Source organism: Brevundimonas sp. NPDC046655, from assembly GCF_044901625.1.
In the GTDB taxonomy this organism is placed as follows: Bacteria; Pseudomonadota; Alphaproteobacteria; order Caulobacterales; family Caulobacteraceae; genus Brevundimonas.
In genome coordinates, this window is the sequence record NZ_JBJDPV010000003.1 from 134,182 (window position 1) to 150,771 (window position 16,590).

18 protein-coding genes, 1 tRNA gene and 1 other RNA gene are annotated in these 16,590 nt (G+C 69.0%); 5 read left to right on the forward strand and 15 right to left on the reverse strand.

Translation table 11 applies throughout. The features are described from left to right. Window positions 1–26: 26 nt before the first annotated feature. From thrS to ACI2KI_RS10445, 4 genes are all read right to left on the reverse strand, one after another. Window positions 27–1,967, reverse strand: a complete 1,941-nt coding sequence (gene thrS / locus ACI2KI_RS10430; RefSeq protein WP_404619827.1) for a threonine--tRNA ligase — start codon at window positions 1,965–1,967, stop codon at window positions 27–29. Continuing rightward, entirely contained in the window at window positions 1,964–2,212 is a 249-nt protein-coding gene (gene yidD, locus ACI2KI_RS10435) for a membrane protein insertion efficiency factor YidD (protein ID WP_105562548.1), read from the reverse strand. The genes thrS and yidD overlap by 4 nt, the downstream gene beginning before the upstream one ends. 81 nt (window positions 2,213–2,293) lie before the next feature. Next, window positions 2,294–2,764, reverse strand: coding sequence for an iron-sulfur cluster assembly scaffold protein (locus ACI2KI_RS10440; protein WP_404619829.1), 471 nt, complete (start codon window positions 2,762–2,764; stop codon window positions 2,294–2,296). Between the two features lie 209 nt (window positions 2,765–2,973). Then, window positions 2,974–3,810 (reverse strand): tetratricopeptide repeat protein, encoded by an 837-nt coding sequence (locus ACI2KI_RS10445; protein ID WP_404619831.1) that lies wholly within the window; start codon window positions 3,808–3,810, stop codon window positions 2,974–2,976. Window positions 3,811–3,904: 94 nt separating this feature from the next. Between ACI2KI_RS10445 and ACI2KI_RS10450 the strand changes: the two genes are divergently transcribed. Together ACI2KI_RS10450 and ACI2KI_RS10455 are read left to right on the forward strand one after the other, a co-directional pair. Continuing rightward, complete coding sequence (locus ACI2KI_RS10450; RefSeq protein ID WP_404619833.1) at window positions 3,905–5,290, forward strand: leucyl aminopeptidase family protein; 1,386 nt, start codon at window positions 3,905–3,907, stop codon at window positions 5,288–5,290. 145 nt (window positions 5,291–5,435) lie between these two features. Next, on the forward strand, window positions 5,436–6,173 hold the full coding sequence (locus tag ACI2KI_RS10455; RefSeq protein WP_404619835.1) for a C40 family peptidase: 738 nt from the start codon (window positions 5,436–5,438) through the stop codon (window positions 6,171–6,173). 130 nt (window positions 6,174–6,303) lie between these two features. On the opposite strand, the gene ACI2KI_RS10460 is transcribed toward ACI2KI_RS10455, so the two are convergent. After that, on the reverse strand, window positions 6,304–7,005 hold the full coding sequence (locus ACI2KI_RS10460) for a cytochrome c family protein (RefSeq protein ID WP_292085477.1): 702 nt from the start codon (window positions 7,003–7,005) through the stop codon (window positions 6,304–6,306). A gap of 143 nt (window positions 7,006–7,148) precedes the next feature. Between ACI2KI_RS10460 and ACI2KI_RS10465 the strand changes: the two genes are divergently transcribed. Next, window positions 7,149–7,871 (forward strand): 3-deoxy-manno-octulosonate cytidylyltransferase, encoded by a 723-nt coding sequence (locus ACI2KI_RS10465; protein ID WP_404619837.1) that lies wholly within the window; start codon window positions 7,149–7,151, stop codon window positions 7,869–7,871. Between the two features lie 183 nt (window positions 7,872–8,054). Here ACI2KI_RS10465 and nudC read toward each other — a convergent pair whose 3' ends face one another. Beyond that, window positions 8,055–8,972, reverse strand: coding sequence for an NAD(+) diphosphatase (nudC, locus tag ACI2KI_RS10470; protein ID WP_404619839.1), 918 nt, complete (start codon window positions 8,970–8,972; stop codon window positions 8,055–8,057). A 73-nt stretch (window positions 8,973–9,045) separates the two neighbouring features. On the opposite strand from nudC, the gene ffs reads away from it, so the two are divergent. Next, an RNA gene (gene ffs / locus ACI2KI_RS10475) (signal recognition particle sRNA small type) lies at window positions 9,046–9,139 on the forward strand. Window positions 9,140–9,242: 103 nt separating this feature from the next. Here ffs and ACI2KI_RS10480 read toward each other — a convergent pair. From ACI2KI_RS10480 to ACI2KI_RS10515, 8 genes are all read right to left on the reverse strand, one after another. Further along, window positions 9,243–9,704, reverse strand: a complete 462-nt coding sequence (locus ACI2KI_RS10480; protein ID WP_292085483.1) for an Lrp/AsnC family transcriptional regulator — start codon at window positions 9,702–9,704, stop codon at window positions 9,243–9,245. 47 nt (window positions 9,705–9,751) lie between these two features. Continuing rightward, a tRNA-Gly gene (locus ACI2KI_RS10485) sits at window positions 9,752–9,826 on the reverse strand. A gap of 87 nt (window positions 9,827–9,913) precedes the next feature. Then, window positions 9,914–10,861 (reverse strand): TraB/GumN family protein, encoded by a 948-nt coding sequence (locus ACI2KI_RS10490; RefSeq protein WP_404619841.1) that lies wholly within the window; start codon window positions 10,859–10,861, stop codon window positions 9,914–9,916. A 7-nt stretch (window positions 10,862–10,868) separates the two neighbouring features. Further along, window positions 10,869–11,063, reverse strand: coding sequence for a helix-turn-helix transcriptional regulator (locus ACI2KI_RS10495; RefSeq protein ID WP_105562535.1), 195 nt, complete (start codon window positions 11,061–11,063; stop codon window positions 10,869–10,871). Between the two features lie 10 nt (window positions 11,064–11,073). Further along, window positions 11,074–11,532, reverse strand: coding sequence for a hypothetical protein (locus ACI2KI_RS10500; protein WP_292085495.1), 459 nt, complete (start codon window positions 11,530–11,532; stop codon window positions 11,074–11,076). Window positions 11,533–11,593: 61 nt separating this feature from the next. Beyond that, window positions 11,594–12,811 (reverse strand): DNA recombination protein RmuC, encoded by a 1,218-nt coding sequence (locus ACI2KI_RS10505; protein ID WP_404619844.1) that lies wholly within the window; start codon window positions 12,809–12,811, stop codon window positions 11,594–11,596. Between the two features lie 200 nt (window positions 12,812–13,011). After that, window positions 13,012–13,614 carry a recombination mediator RecR gene (gene recR, locus ACI2KI_RS10510; RefSeq protein WP_296172525.1) on the reverse strand — a complete coding sequence of 201 codons (603 nt, stop codon included), beginning with the start codon at window positions 13,612–13,614 and terminating at the stop codon, window positions 13,012–13,014. Then, window positions 13,614–13,943 (reverse strand): YbaB/EbfC family nucleoid-associated protein, encoded by a 330-nt coding sequence (locus ACI2KI_RS10515; protein ID WP_292085502.1) that lies wholly within the window; start codon window positions 13,941–13,943, stop codon window positions 13,614–13,616. The genes recR and ACI2KI_RS10515 overlap by 1 nt, the downstream gene beginning before the upstream one ends. A gap of 159 nt (window positions 13,944–14,102) precedes the next feature. On the opposite strand from ACI2KI_RS10515, the gene ACI2KI_RS10520 reads away from it, so the two are divergent. After that, a complete protein-coding gene (locus tag ACI2KI_RS10520) occupies window positions 14,103–14,717 on the forward strand; it encodes a malonic semialdehyde reductase (RefSeq protein WP_404619847.1) in 615 nt (204 codons plus the stop codon). 21 nt (window positions 14,718–14,738) lie between these two features. On the opposite strand, the gene ACI2KI_RS10525 is transcribed toward ACI2KI_RS10520, so the two are convergent. After that, complete coding sequence (locus ACI2KI_RS10525; RefSeq protein WP_404619849.1) at window positions 14,739–16,586, reverse strand: DNA polymerase III subunit gamma/tau; 1,848 nt, start codon at window positions 16,584–16,586, stop codon at window positions 14,739–14,741. Between the last annotated feature and the right edge of the window lie 4 nt (window positions 16,587–16,590).

Below are 16,590 nucleotides of genomic sequence, written 5' to 3' on the forward strand. Positions count from 1 at the left end.
GCCTTTCGACCGGGGCGTTTTCATGTTCAGGCCTGACCGTCGCGGATCCGCTTCAGGTCCGGCGCCAGGGCCTCGTCGGTCAGGATGGCGATGGCCTCCTCGACGGTGACGATGGTCTGGGCCTGGCTGCCCAGGCGGCGGATGGCGACCTTGCCTTCCTCGGCCTCCTTGCGTCCGACGACAGCGATGGCGGGCACCTTGCCGACCGAGTGTTCGCGGATCTTGTAGTTGATCTTCTCGTTGCGCAGGTCGATCTCGGTGCGCAGGCCCGCAGCCCGGAACTTGGCGACGACCTCTTCGGCATAGCCGTCGGCGTCCGAGGTGATGGTGGCCACCACGGCCTGGGTCGGCGCCAGCCACAGCGGGAAGGCCCCGGCGTAGTTCTCGATCATGATGCCGATGAAGCGCTCGAACGAGCCCAGGATTGCGCGGTGCAGCATGACCGGGCGGTGCTTCTGGCCGTCCTCGGCGATGTAGGTCGCATCCAGACGGTCGGGCAGGACATAGTCCAGCTGGATCGTGCCGCAGGTCCATTCGCGGCCGATGGCGTCCTTGACGATGAAGTCCAGCTTGGGCGCGTAGAAGGCGCCGTCGCCCTCGGCGATGACCGGCTCGACCCCGGCGGCGCGGGCGGCTTCGGCCATCTGGGCCTCGGCCTTGTCCCAGAACTCGTCCGAACCGGCGCGGACGTCGGGGCGGGTGGCCAGGTTGATGTAGGCCGTCTCCATGCCGAGGTCGGCATGGACGCTCTTGGCCAGCTTGATGAACTCGGCCGTCTCGTCGACGATCTGGTCTTCGCGGCAGAAGATGTGGGCGTCGTCCTGGGTGAAGCCGCGCACGCGCATCAGGCCGTGCAGCGAACCGGACGGCTCATAGCGGTGGCAGGCGCCGAACTCGGCCATGCGCAGCGGCAGTTCGCGATAGGACCGCTGGCCCTGATCGAAGATCTGCAGGTGGCCGGGGCAGTTCATCGGCTTCAGCGAAAGGGTCTCGCCCTCCACCGTCTCGCAGACGAACATGTTGGGACGGTACTTCTCCCAGTGGCCCGAGGCCTCCCAGAACTTGCGGTCCAGCACCTGGGGCGTCTTGACCTCGACGTATCCGGCCGCGTCCAGGCGGCGGCGCATATAGGCCTCCAGAACGCGCCACAGGATCCAGCCCTTGGGGTGCCAGAAGACCATGCCGCGGCCCTCTTCCTGCATGTGGAAGAGCTCCATGGCGCGGCCCAGCTTGCGGTGGTCGCGCTTCTCGGCCTCCTCGATGCGCAGCAGATAGGCGTCCAGGTCGGCCTGGGTCGCCCAGGCGGTGCCGTAGATGCGCTGCAACTGGGCGCGGTTCGAATCCCCGCGCCAGTAGGCGCCGGCCAGCTTGGTCAGCTTGAAGGCCTTGCCGACAAACTTGGTGGTCGGGAAGTGCGGCCCCCGGCACAGGTCGGCCCATTCGCCCTGCTTATAGACGGTGATGGTCTCCGTCCCCGGCAGGTCGCGGATCAGCTCGGCCTTGTAGGTCTCGCCGATCTTTTCGAAGTGGGCGATGGCCGTGTCGCGGTCCCAGACCTGACGCTCCAGCGGGGCGCCCCGGTCGATGATCTCGCCCATCTTCTTTTCGATTTTGGCGAAGTCGTCGGTCGAGAAGGGCTCATCGCGGGCGAAGTCGTAATAGAAGCCGTCCTCGATGGCCGGGCCGATCGTCACCTGGGTGCCGGGGAAGAGCTCCTGCACCGCCTGGGCCAGGACGTGGGCGGCGTCGTGGCGGATGGTCTCCAGCGCCTCGGGATCGTCACGCATCAGCAGGCGGAAATCGCCGTCGCCGTCGATGACGCGGTCCAGGTCGCGCTGCTCGCCGTTCCAGACGACCAGGGCCGCCTTCTTGGCCAGAGAAGGCGAGATGGCGGCGGCCACGTCGCGGCCCGTCGAGCCGGCCGGATACTGACGCACGGCGCCGTCGGGGAATTTCAGTTCGATCATGACGGTCGTTCTTTTTCGATCTTGGCGGGCGGCACGGGATCATAGCCCGAACCGCCGAAGGGATGGCATTTACAGAGACGGCGCACGGTGAGCCATCCCCCCCGAACCGGACCATGCTGGAGCAGGGCGTCGCGCCCATAGTCCGAACAGGTCGGCAGAAACCGGCACGACTGGCCGAAGAAGGGGGACAGCGTGACCTTGTAGCCCCGATGGGCCGCGCGGACGCTGCGTTCGTAGAGAGACATCTGTCCCTTCGCCGGGGGCTCTGTTTCGGGTTCGCGCCGCTTATCCCTCTTCATCGCAGGGGGATCAACCGGACGAAGCCTTCAGGCCGCGCCGGCGAGGCGAGTTCGCGTATCGCTGTGGTGTTTCGCCAACGCCTGATTGACGGCTTCGAGCACGGCTTCCAGCGCCACCATGGTCGAGGCGTGCCGCGCCGGATAGTCGGCGACCTGCTTGAGCACCCGCAGACCTTCGAAGCGGCCTTCGGGGCCGTCGCCGCCCGATTTCAGCATGGCCAGCATGGCGTCTCTAGCCTCAGCGATTTCTTGGGCCGTGGCGCCAAGGATGCTCTCGCCCACCACGCCCGCCGCCGCCTGCCCCAGGGCGCAGGCCTTCACCGTCTGGGCGAAGTCGCTGATGCGGCCCTCATCGTCGAGAATTACGTCTACGGTCGCCTTGGACCCGCACAGCTTGGCCACGCGCTCGGCGGTCCCTTCAGGGGCGTCCAGCCGCCCGCTGTGCGGCAGGTTGGCCGCCAGCGACAGGATGCGCGCGCTGTAGAGGTCGTCAATCATGGGCGGAAGATAGGGCTTTCGAGGCGGGGAGAGAAGAGCGCGACGCCTCTCCCTCCCACTTGGGGGAGGGTGGTCGCGTAGCGACCGGGTGGGGAGGGCGCGGTGATAGAGGGGCGTAGCGGCTGATTTGCCTTGCCGCCCCCACCCGTCTGACGCTGCGCGTCAGCCACCCTCCCCCAAGTGGGAGGGAGAGGCGCCATGCTTGTTGCTCAGCCGCCCTGCACCGAGGACCAGGTGCGGGCCGGGCCGGCGGTTTCAGCCGCCGCGACGGGCGCGGCGCCGGACGCCGCCGCCGTCCGCTCCGCCAGCCAGCGCAGGTTGGCGTCGGCGGCCTCGGGCGGCAGGTCGCGGCGCAGGATGGCCTCGGCCTCGGCGGTCTTGCCCTGCAGGCCCAGCGACAGGGCCAGGTTCTGGCGCACCTTGAGCGTCGCGGTCGGCTGGGCGGCGGCGCGGCGCAACAGGATTTCGGCCGACGGCGCGTCGCCTTCGCCCATACGGGCGATGGCGGCGTTGGTCAGGACGTCGGGATTGTCGGGCGACAGGCGTAGGGCCTCGGTCCATGCCGCCTTGGCGTCGTCGGCGCGGCGCACCTGCTGATAGGCCACGCCCAGCAACGACAGGGGCCGCCAGTCGCGCGGCGCGGCGGCGCGGGCCTGCTCCAGCGTCGCGATGCCGTAGAAGGCCTGACCCCGCGCGATGTGGGCGCGGCCGACCTCCAGCATGGCCTCAAGATTGGCGGGCTGGACGGTCAGGACGTTCTGCGCCGTCTCGGCGGCCTGATCGAACTGACCCATTTCGCGCAGGGCCTGGGCCATCCGGACCCCGGCGACGGGGTCCATGGGATTGATCTGCTGTTCGTTGGACCAGAAGACCGAGCGGCTGAGGGCGTCGGCGCGGTCATAGCTGGCCCGCGTCGCGGCGTCGGCGGGCTTGCGCGCCGGAGCGGCGGCGGTCGTCGGGGCAGGGGAGGTCTGGGCCTGAACGGCGCCCGACAGAGCCCAAAGAGCCAGCGTCATGGTTGCGGCGGCGGCGGCGGTGCGCGACATGGAGAGGGTCCGGACGGTTTCCTGCGGCCCCAGGGTCGCGCCTTCGGGTCAAGGTTTGGTTAATCGGCCTTAACGGCCGGAAAGGCTCGCCCCCATGTCCGTCGTTCACTCCGACCTGCTGATCGCCGCTTCCGACAGCGCCCGCCCGGTGCGCGTGGTCAAGACCGGGCAGGCGCTGACCGGCAAGTCCGCCGTCTGGGCCGAGGCCAACGGCTTCACCGGCAAGGCGGGCCAGTTGCTGATCGTCCCCGGCGACGACGGCGCGGCGGCCGAGGCCCTGTTCGGCGCCGGCGAGGCCTTCGAGCCGATGAGCGCGCGGTCGTTGCCGACGCGCCTGCCTGCCGGCGACTGGCGCCTCGACGGCGTCGAGGGCGAGACGGCGACGCAGGCCGCCCTGGCCTTCGTCCTCGGCGGCTATCTATTCGACCGTTACAAGGCCCGGCCCGAGCGCGGCCGCGCCCGTCTGGTCGCCCCCGCCGGGCTCGACCTGACCGAGACTCTGAACATCGCCGCCGCTGCCGCCCTGGCCCGCGAAATGGTCGACACCCCCGCCGCCGACATGGGACCGCTGCAGATCGAGACCATCGCCCGCGAGATCGCTGAAGCGGCCGGCGCGACCCTGACCGTCACGACCGGCGACGCCTTGCTGGAAGACAACTACCCGGCCGTCCACGCCGTCGGCCGGGCCGCCGCCCCGCACCGCGCCCCGCGCGTCATCGAGATCGGCTGGAAGCTGGACCGGACCGACCTGCCGCTGGTGGCCCTGGTCGGCAAGGGGGTGGTGTTCGACACCGGCGGTCTGGACCTCAAGCCCGCCGCCGGGATGCGCAACATGAAGAAGGACATGGGCGGCTCGGCCCATGCCCTGGCGCTGGGTCGTCTGATCATGCAGGTCGACGTGCCGGTGCGGCTGGTGGTGCTGGTCGCCGCCGTCGAGAATGCGGTGTCCGCCGACGCCTTCCGCCCCGGCGACATCCTGTCCAGCCGCAAGGGCCTGACCATCGAGATCGGCAATACCGACGCCGAAGGCCGCCTGATCCTTGCCGACGTCCTGACGCGGGCGGGCGAGCACAATCCTGACCTGACACTGGACTTCGCCACCCTGACGGGCGCCGCACGGATGGCGCTGGGGCCCGAACTGCCGCCGCTTTACACCGACGACGAGGCCCTGGCCGAAGGCATTCTCAGCGCCGGGCGCGCCGTGAGCGACCCCCTGTGGCGGATGCCGCTCTGGGCCGGCTATCGCGCCTCGCTGGACAGCGAGATCGCCGACATCAGAAATGATTCCGCCGCCTGGGCCCAGGCCGGATCGGTGACGGCGGCCCTCTTCCTGCAAAAGTTCGCGCCGACGACCGGATCATGGGCGCACATGGACATCTTCGCCTGGAATCCGCGCGCCCAGCCGGGGCGCCCGGAGGGCGGCGAAGCCCAGGCCCTGCGCGCCTGCTACCGCTACCTGCGCGACCGATTCGCGAAATAGCCAAGGCTGTTAACGCCCGATTTGGCTTCGGAGTTTACATATGACGGTTCACCCGCGTGAACCGACGCCGAGGCCCTGTTTGTCCGACCTTCTGGCCCTTCTCCCGCCTGGCCCGCCTTTGATCCTTCGGGACGGAGAGCGGATCGTGCTGGCCGAACAGGCGCTGGAAGGCCTGATGCCGGCCGAGGCCTATGTGCGGCTTGAACCCATGCATTGCCGCGTGCCGGTCGCCGACATCCTGTCGGACGCGGATCAACGCATCGACCAGCTTCTGCACGGCGAGGCCTTCGACGTCCTGCATCGTCAGGACGACCGGGCCTGGGGGCGCGCCCGTCGCGACGGCGTCGTCGGCTGGGTGGCGCTGGAGGTCCTGGCGTCCGGCGCGCCCCTGGCCCGTCGTCGGGTTTCCTCCGTGTCCGCCGCCCTGCCGCTGAACGCCCTGGTGGGCGAGGCCGCCGAAGGCGTCAGCGAGGCCGATCTGCAAGCCGTCGGCGACTTCGAACGCGAGCCGGTGGCCGTGGCCGAGCGTCTGCTGGGTCGCCCGCACGCCCTGGGCGCCCGCTCCTCGTTCGAGACCGATTGCTCGGGCCTGGTGCAGCAGGCCTTGCTGGCCTGCGGTCTGCCCGGCCCGCGCCGCTCCGATGGCCAAGCCGACCTCGGTCGCCCCATCGCGCGCGCAGAGGCCCGGCGCGGCGATCTGGTCGTCTGGATGGCGCCGAACCGCGACCATGACTGGACTGGCCACTCGGCCATCATGGTCGACGCCGATCAGGTCATTCACTCCACCGGCGTGCGCGGCGGCGTCGTCATCGAGAGCCTGGCCGAGGTCGAGACCCGCCTGACCGGCGAAGGCTTCGCGTCTGCGGTTTTCCGGCGGATCTGATTTTCTAGATTCCGCTCATCCCCGCGGAGGCGGGGACCCAGTCCTTTGGCCGCATTCGCCTGCGCCGACCCCCAAACGCAGAAAAGGCGGCCCGAAGGCCGCCTTTCCCGTGGTCTTGAGTATCTGACGCTTAGGCCGTCGGAGCGCTGGTCGCGGCCGGCGGGGCGGCCGGGGTGGCCTGGGTCGTGGCCGGAGCCGCGCCCTCGGCCGCCGGAGCGGCGGCGCCTTCGGCCGCAGCCGCGCCTTCAACCGCCGGAGCCGCTGCCGCGCCCGGTTGACGGGCCGGGTCCGAAGCCGGAATGGCGACGCCGCCCGAACCTTGGGTGCGCAGCCAGGCGATCAGGTTGATGCGGGTCTTCTCGTCGCGGATGCCGGCGAAGGACATCTTGGTGCCCGGGACGTAACGGCCCGGCGCGGTCAGGAAGTGATCCAGCTCGTCATAGCCCCAGGTCGGAGCCTCGGCCTTGTGCTTGGCCATGGCGTCCGAGTAGGCGAAGCCGGCGCGGTGCATGACCGGACCGCCGAGGACGCCGTTCAGGTTCGGACCAATGCCGTCGGCGCCGCCCGCATTGGCGGTATGGCAGGCCTGGCAGCGCGCGAAGGCGGCTTCACCGGCAGCCAGGTCGGCGGTCGGCAGGACCGTGCCCCAGTCGATCGGGAGGGCGGCGGGCTCGGCGCCCGCGGATTCTTCCGGCGCGTCCACAAAGTAGCCCATCTTTTCAGGCTGCTTGGTGTGATAGACCATGCCCGAAACTTGCTGGACCACCAGGATCACAAAGGCGGTGCCCAGGCACGCGCCCATAATCTTGTTCCACTTCAGATCGCCGCTCATGCGCGTCGTCGCTTCCCGTCTCTAATGAGCCCCCCAACCGCGAAGCGGCCTCAGGCATTCTTGCGTCGGCGTCTCTTACACGCTAGCGCGACCTTCGCAACCGGCCCGGGCGTTTCCGGGCGTCGCAGGACGTCGTCAAGTCGATGAATCCGCTGATAATGATACCCGCTCGCATGGCGGCGACCCGTTTGCCGAACAAGCCGCTGGCCGATATCGGCGGCAAGCCCATGATTGTGCGGGCCTGGGAACAGGCGGCCCTGTCCGGCTTCCGCGTGGCCGTGGCGGCGGGCGATCCCGAGATTGTCGAGGCGGTCGAGGCGGCGGGCGGCCTGGCGGTCCTGACCGATCCGGCCCTGCCCAGCGGCTCCGACCGTATCCGTGCGGCGGTCGAGGCGGTCGACCCTGACGGCACCCATGACCTGGTCATCAACATCCAGGGCGACATGCCCTTCGCTTCGCCGGATCTGGCGCGGGCCTGCGCCGATCTGCTGGCGCGCGAATCGGCCTGCGACATCGCCACCCTGGTCGCGACCGAGGCCGAGGCCTCGGACCGGACCAATCCCGACGTGGTGAAAGCCGTTCTGGCCTTGCCGGAAGGGCAAACCAGCGGCCGCGCCCTCTACTTCACCCGCTCGACCCTCTACGGGGACGGCCCCGTCTGGCGCCACGTCGGCATCTACGGCTACCGCCGCGAGGCCCTGATGCGCTTCTGCGCCGCCCCGCCGTCGCCGCTGGAGAAGCGCGAGAAGCTGGAGCAGCTGCGGGCGTTGGAGATGGGCCTGCAGATCTGGGCCTCGGTCATCGACGAAGCCCCGCTGTCGGTCGACAATCCGGCGGATCTGGAAGCGGCAAGGAAGCTGGTCTGATCCAACCTTCCTTCTCCCCTTGAGGGAGAAGGTGGGGCCGAAGGCCTCGGATGAGGGGTATCGACGCGACGCTTGAATTCAGCGTCGCCCAGCCGTCGAAGTCATTTGTCGGACGCCGAAGCGCTCGCACCCCTCATCCGTCTCGCTGCGCGAGCCACCTTCTCCCTCAAGGGGAGAAGGTCTCTATTCTTGCGCCCACGCCTCCAGCAGCCGCCGCGCGATCGCGAACGGCGGCGGAGCGTGGATCGTCCCGTGCGTGCCCGCCAGCACCGCCCGCGCCTCGGCCCGCGTCAGCCAGGCCACGGCCTCCAGCTCGGTCTGGTCCGGCGCGGCGTTGTCGTCCGTGACCTCGGCGATCAGGCCGATCATCAGCTGGGCCGGGAAGGGCCAGGGCTGACTGGAATGGTAGGCGACGCTCGACACCGTCAGACCCGCCTCCTCCATCACCTCGCGGGCGCAGGCTTCCTCGATGGATTCGCCGGGCTCCATGAAGCCGGCCAGGGCCGACATCCGGCCCTCGGGCCAGATCGCCTGGCGCCCCAGCAGGCAGCGAGGTTCCGCTTCGCCCTTGTAGACCGGCAGCATGATGACGACCGGATCGACGCGCGGGAAATGCTCGACCCCGCAGGCCGGGCAGACGCGTCGCCACCCGCCCGAGGCCTGATCCGTCGCCTTGCCGCAGGCGGCGCAGAATCCATGGCGGCGGCGCCAATCGAACAGGCTCTTGGCCGTGCCCGCTATCGCGACATCGGCTTCCGGCAGTGCGGCGGCCGCCGCGCGCATCTCGATGAACTGGCCCAGGCCCCCGGCAGGGCCGGTGGTCGGGTCGATCGAGCTTTCGAACTCGACCGCAAAGACCGGCGCGCCCTTCCACAGGCCCAGGAAGACGTCGCGGTCGGGAACCAGATCGCGTCCATGCCCCAGCGAGAGCCAGACCAGGCGCTGCCCGCCCTCATGATCCTCGACCAGAGGCCGGCCCTCCCACAGCACCATGGCCAGGGCCTCGGGATTGGCCTCCTGCTCGCCCAGCCAGGTGGCGTCGTTGCGAAGGTCGCCCGAGCGGTCGAGCGGATTGCCGGAGAAGACGTTGCGATAAGGCATGGCGCTTCATACCCCCGACAAGACGACGCGGGGAGGGGTCTTGATTCCCGCGTCGCCAACCGTCATATCCCTCCTCGGAGATCGCGGGCGAAGGCTTCGCCAATCTGGTCAGGGCCGGAAGGCAGCAGCCACAACGAATTCCCCTTCGGGTCGCGGTCTCCACCCTCTCATGAAATTTGGCGCTATCGTCGATCACGCGGTGATCGGCTGCTTGAGCGCGCAATGACGGCTAACGTTCGTCGTGCGGCGGCGCGCCGCGTGAGCGCGGCCTCAGATCGGCAGCGCCGTGGTGCACTTGATCTGTTCCATGGCGAAAGAAGAGCTGACGTCCACCAGCGGGGCGATCTGGATCAGGCGTTTGTAGAAGCGGTCATAGGCGGCGATGTCGCTGACGACGACCTTGAGCAGATAGTCGGTCTCGCCGCTCATCCGATAGAATTCGACGACTTCCGGCATGGCCGACGCGCCCTGGGCGAATCGCTCCAGCCATTCGCCGTCGTGGTGGCGGGTGCGGATGGCGACGAAGACAACCAGCACCAGATCCAGCTTGTCGCGGTTGAGCAGAGCCACCCGGCGCTCGATGAAACCCTCGTCCTCGAGGCGACGCACCCGTTTCCAGCACGGGGTCTGGGACAGCCCGACCCGCTCGGCCAGCTCGGCGATGGTCAACGACCCGTCGGCCTGCAACTCGCGCAGGATGCGAAGATCGGACGGATCGAGAGAATGTTTCACCGGACAGCCCCGCTAAGCCCGCCGCCGGCAAATCATCGGCGCGGAACTGGAGCGGCCGGCGGGAATCGAACCCGCGACATTCAGCTTGGGAAGCTGACGTTCTACCTCTGAACTACGACCGCGCTGGAAGGGACCATAGAGGTCGGGGGTGAAAAGAAAAAGCCCGGCGCGGGGCCGGGCCTGGGGAAAATCGAGTGGTGCGGACCTCGTCAGTCGCTGAGCCGTTCGACCCGAATTCCACGCTGTTCCAACTGGGCCTGCAGGCTGTCGGCGCCAGCCAGGTGGCCCGCGCCGACCGAGATGAAGGCCGTGCCCGAACCGGCGAGGAGCGTCTGGATCTGGTCGGCCCAGGCCTGGTTCCGGCGCGTCAGCATCACGGCGTACATTTCCGGCGATTCCGCCTTCATTTCCTGGCCGATCAGACGGTCCAGCGTCTCGACGTCGCCGGCGGACCAGGCGGCGACCATGCGGCCGAGCATGGCGTCCGCCTGATCGAACTCCTTGAGGCCCGAGCGCAGCAGGGCCAGTTGCGCGTCCTCCGACATGTCGGCGACGAAGCCGATCTGCTGGGGCGCGGTCTCGAAGCCCTTGATGGGCTTGCCGGTGGCGGCGGCGCGCGCGTGCAGGATCTGATCCCCGCCGTTGGCCGCCACGTAGCCGGCCTTCTGGATCGAGGCGAGGGCCAGTTGCAGACTGGCCAGCCAGGGGCGCAGCGGATCCAGCTGGGCCGCTGTCGCGCCGACGGTGCGGGCGGCCGCGTCGAGATCGGCCATCTCTTCCGCCGTCAGCAGGCTGGACAGGGGGCGGTCGGGCGAGACGCCCTTGGCCTGGATGATCGGCATGACGCCCGACTGGTCGCTCAGGTCGGCGATCTCGAACCAGTATTCGTCGGCGCTGGCGAAGGCGCGGTCGACCCGTGCGGTGCCCCAGGGCGTGTCGGGCTTCAGCACATGGACCGTGCCGAACAGGTAGAGGGTGGAATCCTCGTCCTTGACCACCCACAGGCCCGGACCCGAACCGGCGGGCGCGGCGACGACGGCGGCCGGGGCGGCGGACGGGGTCTGCGCCATCGCCGAGGGCACCAGCAGCAGGGCGGACAGCGCCGCCCCGACCGTCAGGGCTGATTGAATGCCGTCAGACAGTCGGGCGATACGCATGGCGGAACTATTCCTCGTCCGAGAAGATGGATTCGATCGGCAGTTGAAACAGGCGCGCGATCTTGAAGGCCAAGGGCAGGGAGGGGTCGTAGCGCCCCGTCTCCAGCGCATTGACGGTCTGGCGCGAGACGCCCAGCTCGGTCGCCAGGTGGGCCTGGCTCCAGTCGCGTTCGGCGCGCAGGACCTTGAGGCGATTGTTCATGCGAGCCTCCTCAGCGCCGCGCCCACCACCACCATGCCCAGGCGACGCCGTAACCGATCAGCATCAGGGTCAGCATGGCGAAGGCGCCCGTGGCGGCGTAGGCGGCGGGATCGACCCGGTCGGAGTACCAGGCGGGAATATTGATCGCGGCGGCCTGCGGAAGCGAGGCCATGATGACCAGGGCGCCGCCCACGGCCATGCCGCTGGATCCGCCCCAATACCAGGCCCACTTGTGCGCTTCCTGCGCCGCCTCGTCGATGGAGGACATCCACTTCAGACTGACCCACATCGCGATCAGCATGGTGATCACGGCGAAAACGCCGACGGTCCAGAGCGCGGCTGAACTGGACATGACGTCCTGACCGCTGGCCTTCATGAAGCCCAGCACGCCGCCGGTGACGAAGGCCGCCAGAACGACCAGCCCGAGCCCCACGGCGGACTGGATGAGAAGTTTACGCTTGCCGGCCACGCCGCCCCTCCAAAGTTGACAAGTGTGTTTTACACCAGCCTCGTGCGCCGTCAAGCAAGCCCTAATCGGCGGGCGCGTTCAGCAGTTCGGGGCGGCTGAGGGCGCGCGGCGACTGTTCGACGGGCGGCAGTTCCGGCAGGTCCTTGCCCTCGTGATCGACTTTCAGGTCCTCGAACCGGCGCGCTGACACCATGACCTGGCTTTCCAGCGAGCCGACGAACTGGTTGTAGCGCCCGACGGCCGCGTCCAGGGCCTTGCCGACCGAGGCGGCGTGGCCGCCCATGACCGAGAGGCGCTTGTAGAGCTCCTTGCCCAGCTTGGCGACGTCCTCGGCGTTCCTGGCCTGCTCCTCGGCGCGCCAGCCATAGGCGACCGCCTTGCACAGGGCGAACAGGGTGGTGGGCGTGACGATGACCACGCGCGAGGCCATGGCCTGGGTCATCAGGTCCGGCTCGTGGTCCAGAGCGGCGGCGAGGAAGGCGTCGCCGGGCACGAACATGGCGACGAAGTCGGGGCTGGGCTTGAACTGGTCCTGATAGGCCTTGGACGACAGTTGGCGCACGTGGGTCTTCATGCTGGCGGCGGTGCGCAGCGACATGGCCTGGGCCTGGGCTTCGTCGTCGCCGTCCGCCTCGTCGGCGAAGGCCAGGGACACCTTGGCGTCGATGACGAACATGCCGCCGCCGGGCAGTTTGACGATGAAGTCGGGGCGCTGCTGACGGCCCTCGTCATTGGCCGAGGAGTTCTGCTCCTCGAAGTCGAAGCGCCCCGCCATGCCGGCGGCTTCCAGCACATTGCGGCAGGTCTGCTCGCCCCAGCGGCCGCGACGGCCGGTATTGCCCTTCAGGGCCTCGGTCAGGCGGCGCGCCTCGTCGCGGGTGGCGGTCGAGGCGGTCATCAGGGCGGCCAGTTGCTCCTTCAAGCCGCCGGTGTCCTCGGCGCGGGTCTTCTCCAGCGCCGCGACATGCTCCTGGAACTTGGCGAGGGTTTCGGAGACCGGCTTGAGCTGGGCCTCCATGCGCTCGCGGGCGACGCGGTCCTGGGCCTGGAAGGTCTCGGTGGCGCGGGCCACCAGCTTGGTCGCCACGGCCTCGGCCGACTGCGAGGCCTGGGCCTTGAGGAACTCAGCCATGGAATCACGGCTCTCCTCCATCAGCTCAAGCCGGGCGTCGGCGGCGTCCAGCGCCCCCTTGGCCTTCTGCCAGCCCATGAAGGCCCAGAAGAAGCCCGCGACAGCAGCGACGGCGACGACCAGCAGGATGAGTTCGAGCGTGTTCATGCTCCGTTCCTAGCCGGAGTCGCGGGCGGTTGAAAGCGCAGCCGCAGACGCTGCCTTCCGTCATCCCGGACGGCCGTCAGGCCGATCCGGGACCCAGGCGGCGACTCCAAGCAGAGAAGTAGCCTACAAATCTCCACCGCCTGGGTCCCGGATCTTCGGCTCGCCAGCGAGCCTGCGTCCGGGATGACGGAGGTTGGGGGTTAAGCGGGTCGGCGCGCCCGCAGGGCCTGGACGATGGTGCCGTCGTCCAGCCAGTCCAGTTCGCCGCCGACCGGGACGCCGCGCGCCAGGGACGTGACTTCGACTCCCGCCGCCGACAGGCGCTCGGCGAGGTAGTGGGCCGTGGTCTGGCCGTCGACGGTGGCGGGCAGGGCCAGGACGACCTCGCGCGCCTCGCCGCCTTTCGCTCTGCCGATCAGTTCGGCGATGCGCAGCTGTTCGGGCCCGACCCCGTCCAGCGCCGAGAGCAGCCCGCCCAGAACATGATACTTGCCGCGAAAGGCGCCCGAGCGCTCCATGGCCCACAGGGCGCCGGCCTCCTCGACCACGCAGATCAGAGCGTTGTCGCGGCTCTGGTCCGAGCAGACCGAGCAGGGGTCGCGCGTGTCGGGCGAACCGCAGACTGAGCAGTTGACGACCTTGTCCGCTGTCTCGGCCAACGAGGCGGCCAGCGGCACGAGAAGTTGCTCGCGCCGTTTCAGCAGGGCCAGGGCCGCGCGACGGGCCGAGCGCGGACCCATGCCCGGCAGCTTGGCCAGAAGGCTGATGAGCCGTTCGATTTCCGGCCCGGCGGAGGCGGCCATCAGAAGAGTTTCGGCATTCCCGGGATGTTCATCCCGGCCATGGGGCCGGCGGCCTCGCGCATCAGGGCGTTGTTGACCTCGTCCAGCTTGCGCTTGGCGTCGGCGTGGGCGGCGACGATCAGGTCGGCCAGAATCTCGCCCTCGCCGGGGGTCATCAGGCTGTCGTCGATCTTCACCGAGGTGATCTCGCCAGGGCCCTTCAGGGCGATGGAGACAAGGCCGCCGCCCGAGGTGCCCTCGGCGGTGGTTTCGGCCATTTTGGCCTGGGCGTCCTGCAGCTTTTGCTGCATGGCCTGGGCCTGTTGCATCAGGGCGTTGAGGTCTTTCATCCCCCCTAGATAGGGCGATCCGCAGTCCGGCTCCAGACCCTCTTGCAGAACAGGGATTCAAATCAGCAACAGATTTTGTAGCAGTCCCCTTGACGGCGGCGCGCGACAGGCCATATTCGCCACAATTGAAGTTGCTAATCCTGTTCAGGAGCTTTTTCCATGGCCTTCGACGCCCTTGCCGCCCGCGACGTTCCGGTTTCCGATTCTGTCCTGGCCCAGCTGTTCACCGAGGCGCGCACGCGCAACGGCTGGAGCGACCGGCCGGTGTCCGAGGACCTGATCCGCCAGCTCTACGACCTGACCAAGTTCGGCCCGACGGCGGTCAACATGACCCCGGCCCGCTTCGTCTTCGTCACCTCGCCCGAGGCCAAGGCCCGCCTGTCGGTCCACATGAGCGAGGGCAACCGCGCCAAGACCCTGGCCGCCCCGGTCAATCTGATCATCGCCCAGGACATCGATTTCCACGAGACCCTGGGCAAGCTGTTCCCGCACGCGCCGGGCGCCCGCGACTGGTTCCTGGACGAGGCCGGTCGTCGTGAGGCCGCCTTCCGCAACGCCTCCCTGCAGGGGGGCTATCTGACCATCGCCGCCCGCGCCCTGGGTCTGGACGTGGGGCCGATGTCGGGCTTCGACGCCGCCGGCGTGAAGGCCGAGTTCTTCCCCGACAGCAATGTCGAGCCGAACTTCATCATGAACCTGGGCTACGGCACCGACGAGAACCTCTTCCCGCGCTCGCCCCGCCTCGACTTCGAGGAAGCCGCGCAGATTTTGTAAGCACGAAGACGGCGAGGACGATCAGTCGTCCTCGCCCGCCTCGTCGTCTTCCGGGATGGCGGGCATTTCGACCGCCGGGGCCAGGGTCTTGATCTCCTTGATCTCGGCGCCGGGGAAGGCCTGCATGATGGACACCACGAAGGGGTCCGCCTCGACCGCCGCACGGCGGGCGGAGCGGGCCTTTTTCTCGATCTCGATCAGGGTCTCGCCGCCGCCCTGGCCGTTGGCGGCGATCAGCCAGGTCCGGCCGGTCCACTCCTTGAGCCGCGAGGCCAGACGCCGCGCCAGATCGACGGGCGAACCCGCCGCCGGCTCATAGACGATGGCGCCCGGCTTGAACGACACCGGCTTCACATAGCGCTCGACGTCCATCTGCAGCGTGATTTCACGCTTGTCGCCGATCAGGGCGACCACGGCCTCGAAGGTTTGAGGATCGGGAAAGGCCGGCTGGGCCACGGGCCGCGCCGCCAGCATGGCCGAGGCGCCGCCGCCTCCGCCGCCGCCGCGCGGGCCGCCCGCGCCGCCGCCGCCCGGCAGGGTCCCGCCCGACTGGATGGCCTTCAGCGCCTCTTCCGGTCCCGGCAGGTCGGCGGCGTAGGCCAGGCGCACGATGGCCATTTCCACGGCGTCGGCCGGGTTGGGCGCGCGCCGAACCTCGTCCAGGGCCTTGAGCAGCATCTGCCAGGTGCGCGACAGGGTTCCGGCGGAGATGGCCGCGCCGAGCGCCGTCAGCTTCTGCGCCTGATCATTGGGCAGGCGGGTGGCGTTGGGACCCAGCATCTTGGCCACCGAAGCCGCGTGGCAGTGCTCCAGCAGGTCGTTGGTGACCTGCACCGGATCGGCGCCATAGCCGTAGAGGGTGCGGAAGTTTTCCAGCGCCTCGGCCGTGCGCCCGGCCATGACGGATTCGAACAGGGCGATGGTCTGGGTGCGGTCGGCCAGACCCAGCATGTCGCGCACGGTGGCGGTCTGCACCGTCGCCCCGCTTTCGGCCTGAACCAGGGCCTGATCCAGCAGGCTGAGGCCATCACGGACCGAGCCTTCGGCCGCGCGCGAGATCAGCGCCAGGGCCTCCTGCTCGATCTTCATGCCTTCGCGGTCGGCGATGCGGCCCAGATGGCCGACCAGAACCTCCGGCTCGACGCGGCGCAGGTCGAAGCGCTGGCAGCGCGACAGGATGGTCACCGGGACCTTGCGGATCTCGGTCGTCGCGAAGATGAATTTGGCGTGGGGCGGCGGCTCTTCCAGCGTCTTCAGCAGGGCGTTGAACGCCTGCGTCGACAGCATGTGGACCTCGTCGAGGACATAGACCTTGTAGCGGGCCTCTACGGGAGCGTAGCGGACGCTTTCCAGGATGTCGCGGATGTCGTTGACGCCGGTGTGCGAGGCGGCGTCCATCTCCATGACGTCCATGTGCTGGCCGGCCATGATGGCGGCGTCGTGCCGGCCGTGGGCGGTCAGGGCCAGCGACGGCTTGTCGATGCTGTCCGTCTCGTTGTTCAGGGCGCGGGCCAGCAGGCGGGCGGTCGTCGTCTTGCCGACGCCGCGCACCCCGGTCAGCATGAAGGCGTGGGCGATGCGGCCGGTAGCGAAGGCGTTGGTCAGGGTCCTGACCATGGCCTCTTGCCCGATCAGGTCCTCGAAGGCGCGCGGACGGTATTTGCGGGCCAGAACCTGATAAGCGCCGTCGCCGGCGGGTTCGTCCGCGAAGGGTTCCGCCTTGGTCGGCGTCGGCGCAGCAGCCACGGGCGCCGCCACAGGCTCAGGCGCAGCGGCGGGCGCGCCGAACATGTCGTCGGTGTTCTCGTCCCGCTCGGGAACGTCCTCCTCCCAGGGAGGGCCATCAAGACTCGGATCGACGTCGCTCATGATC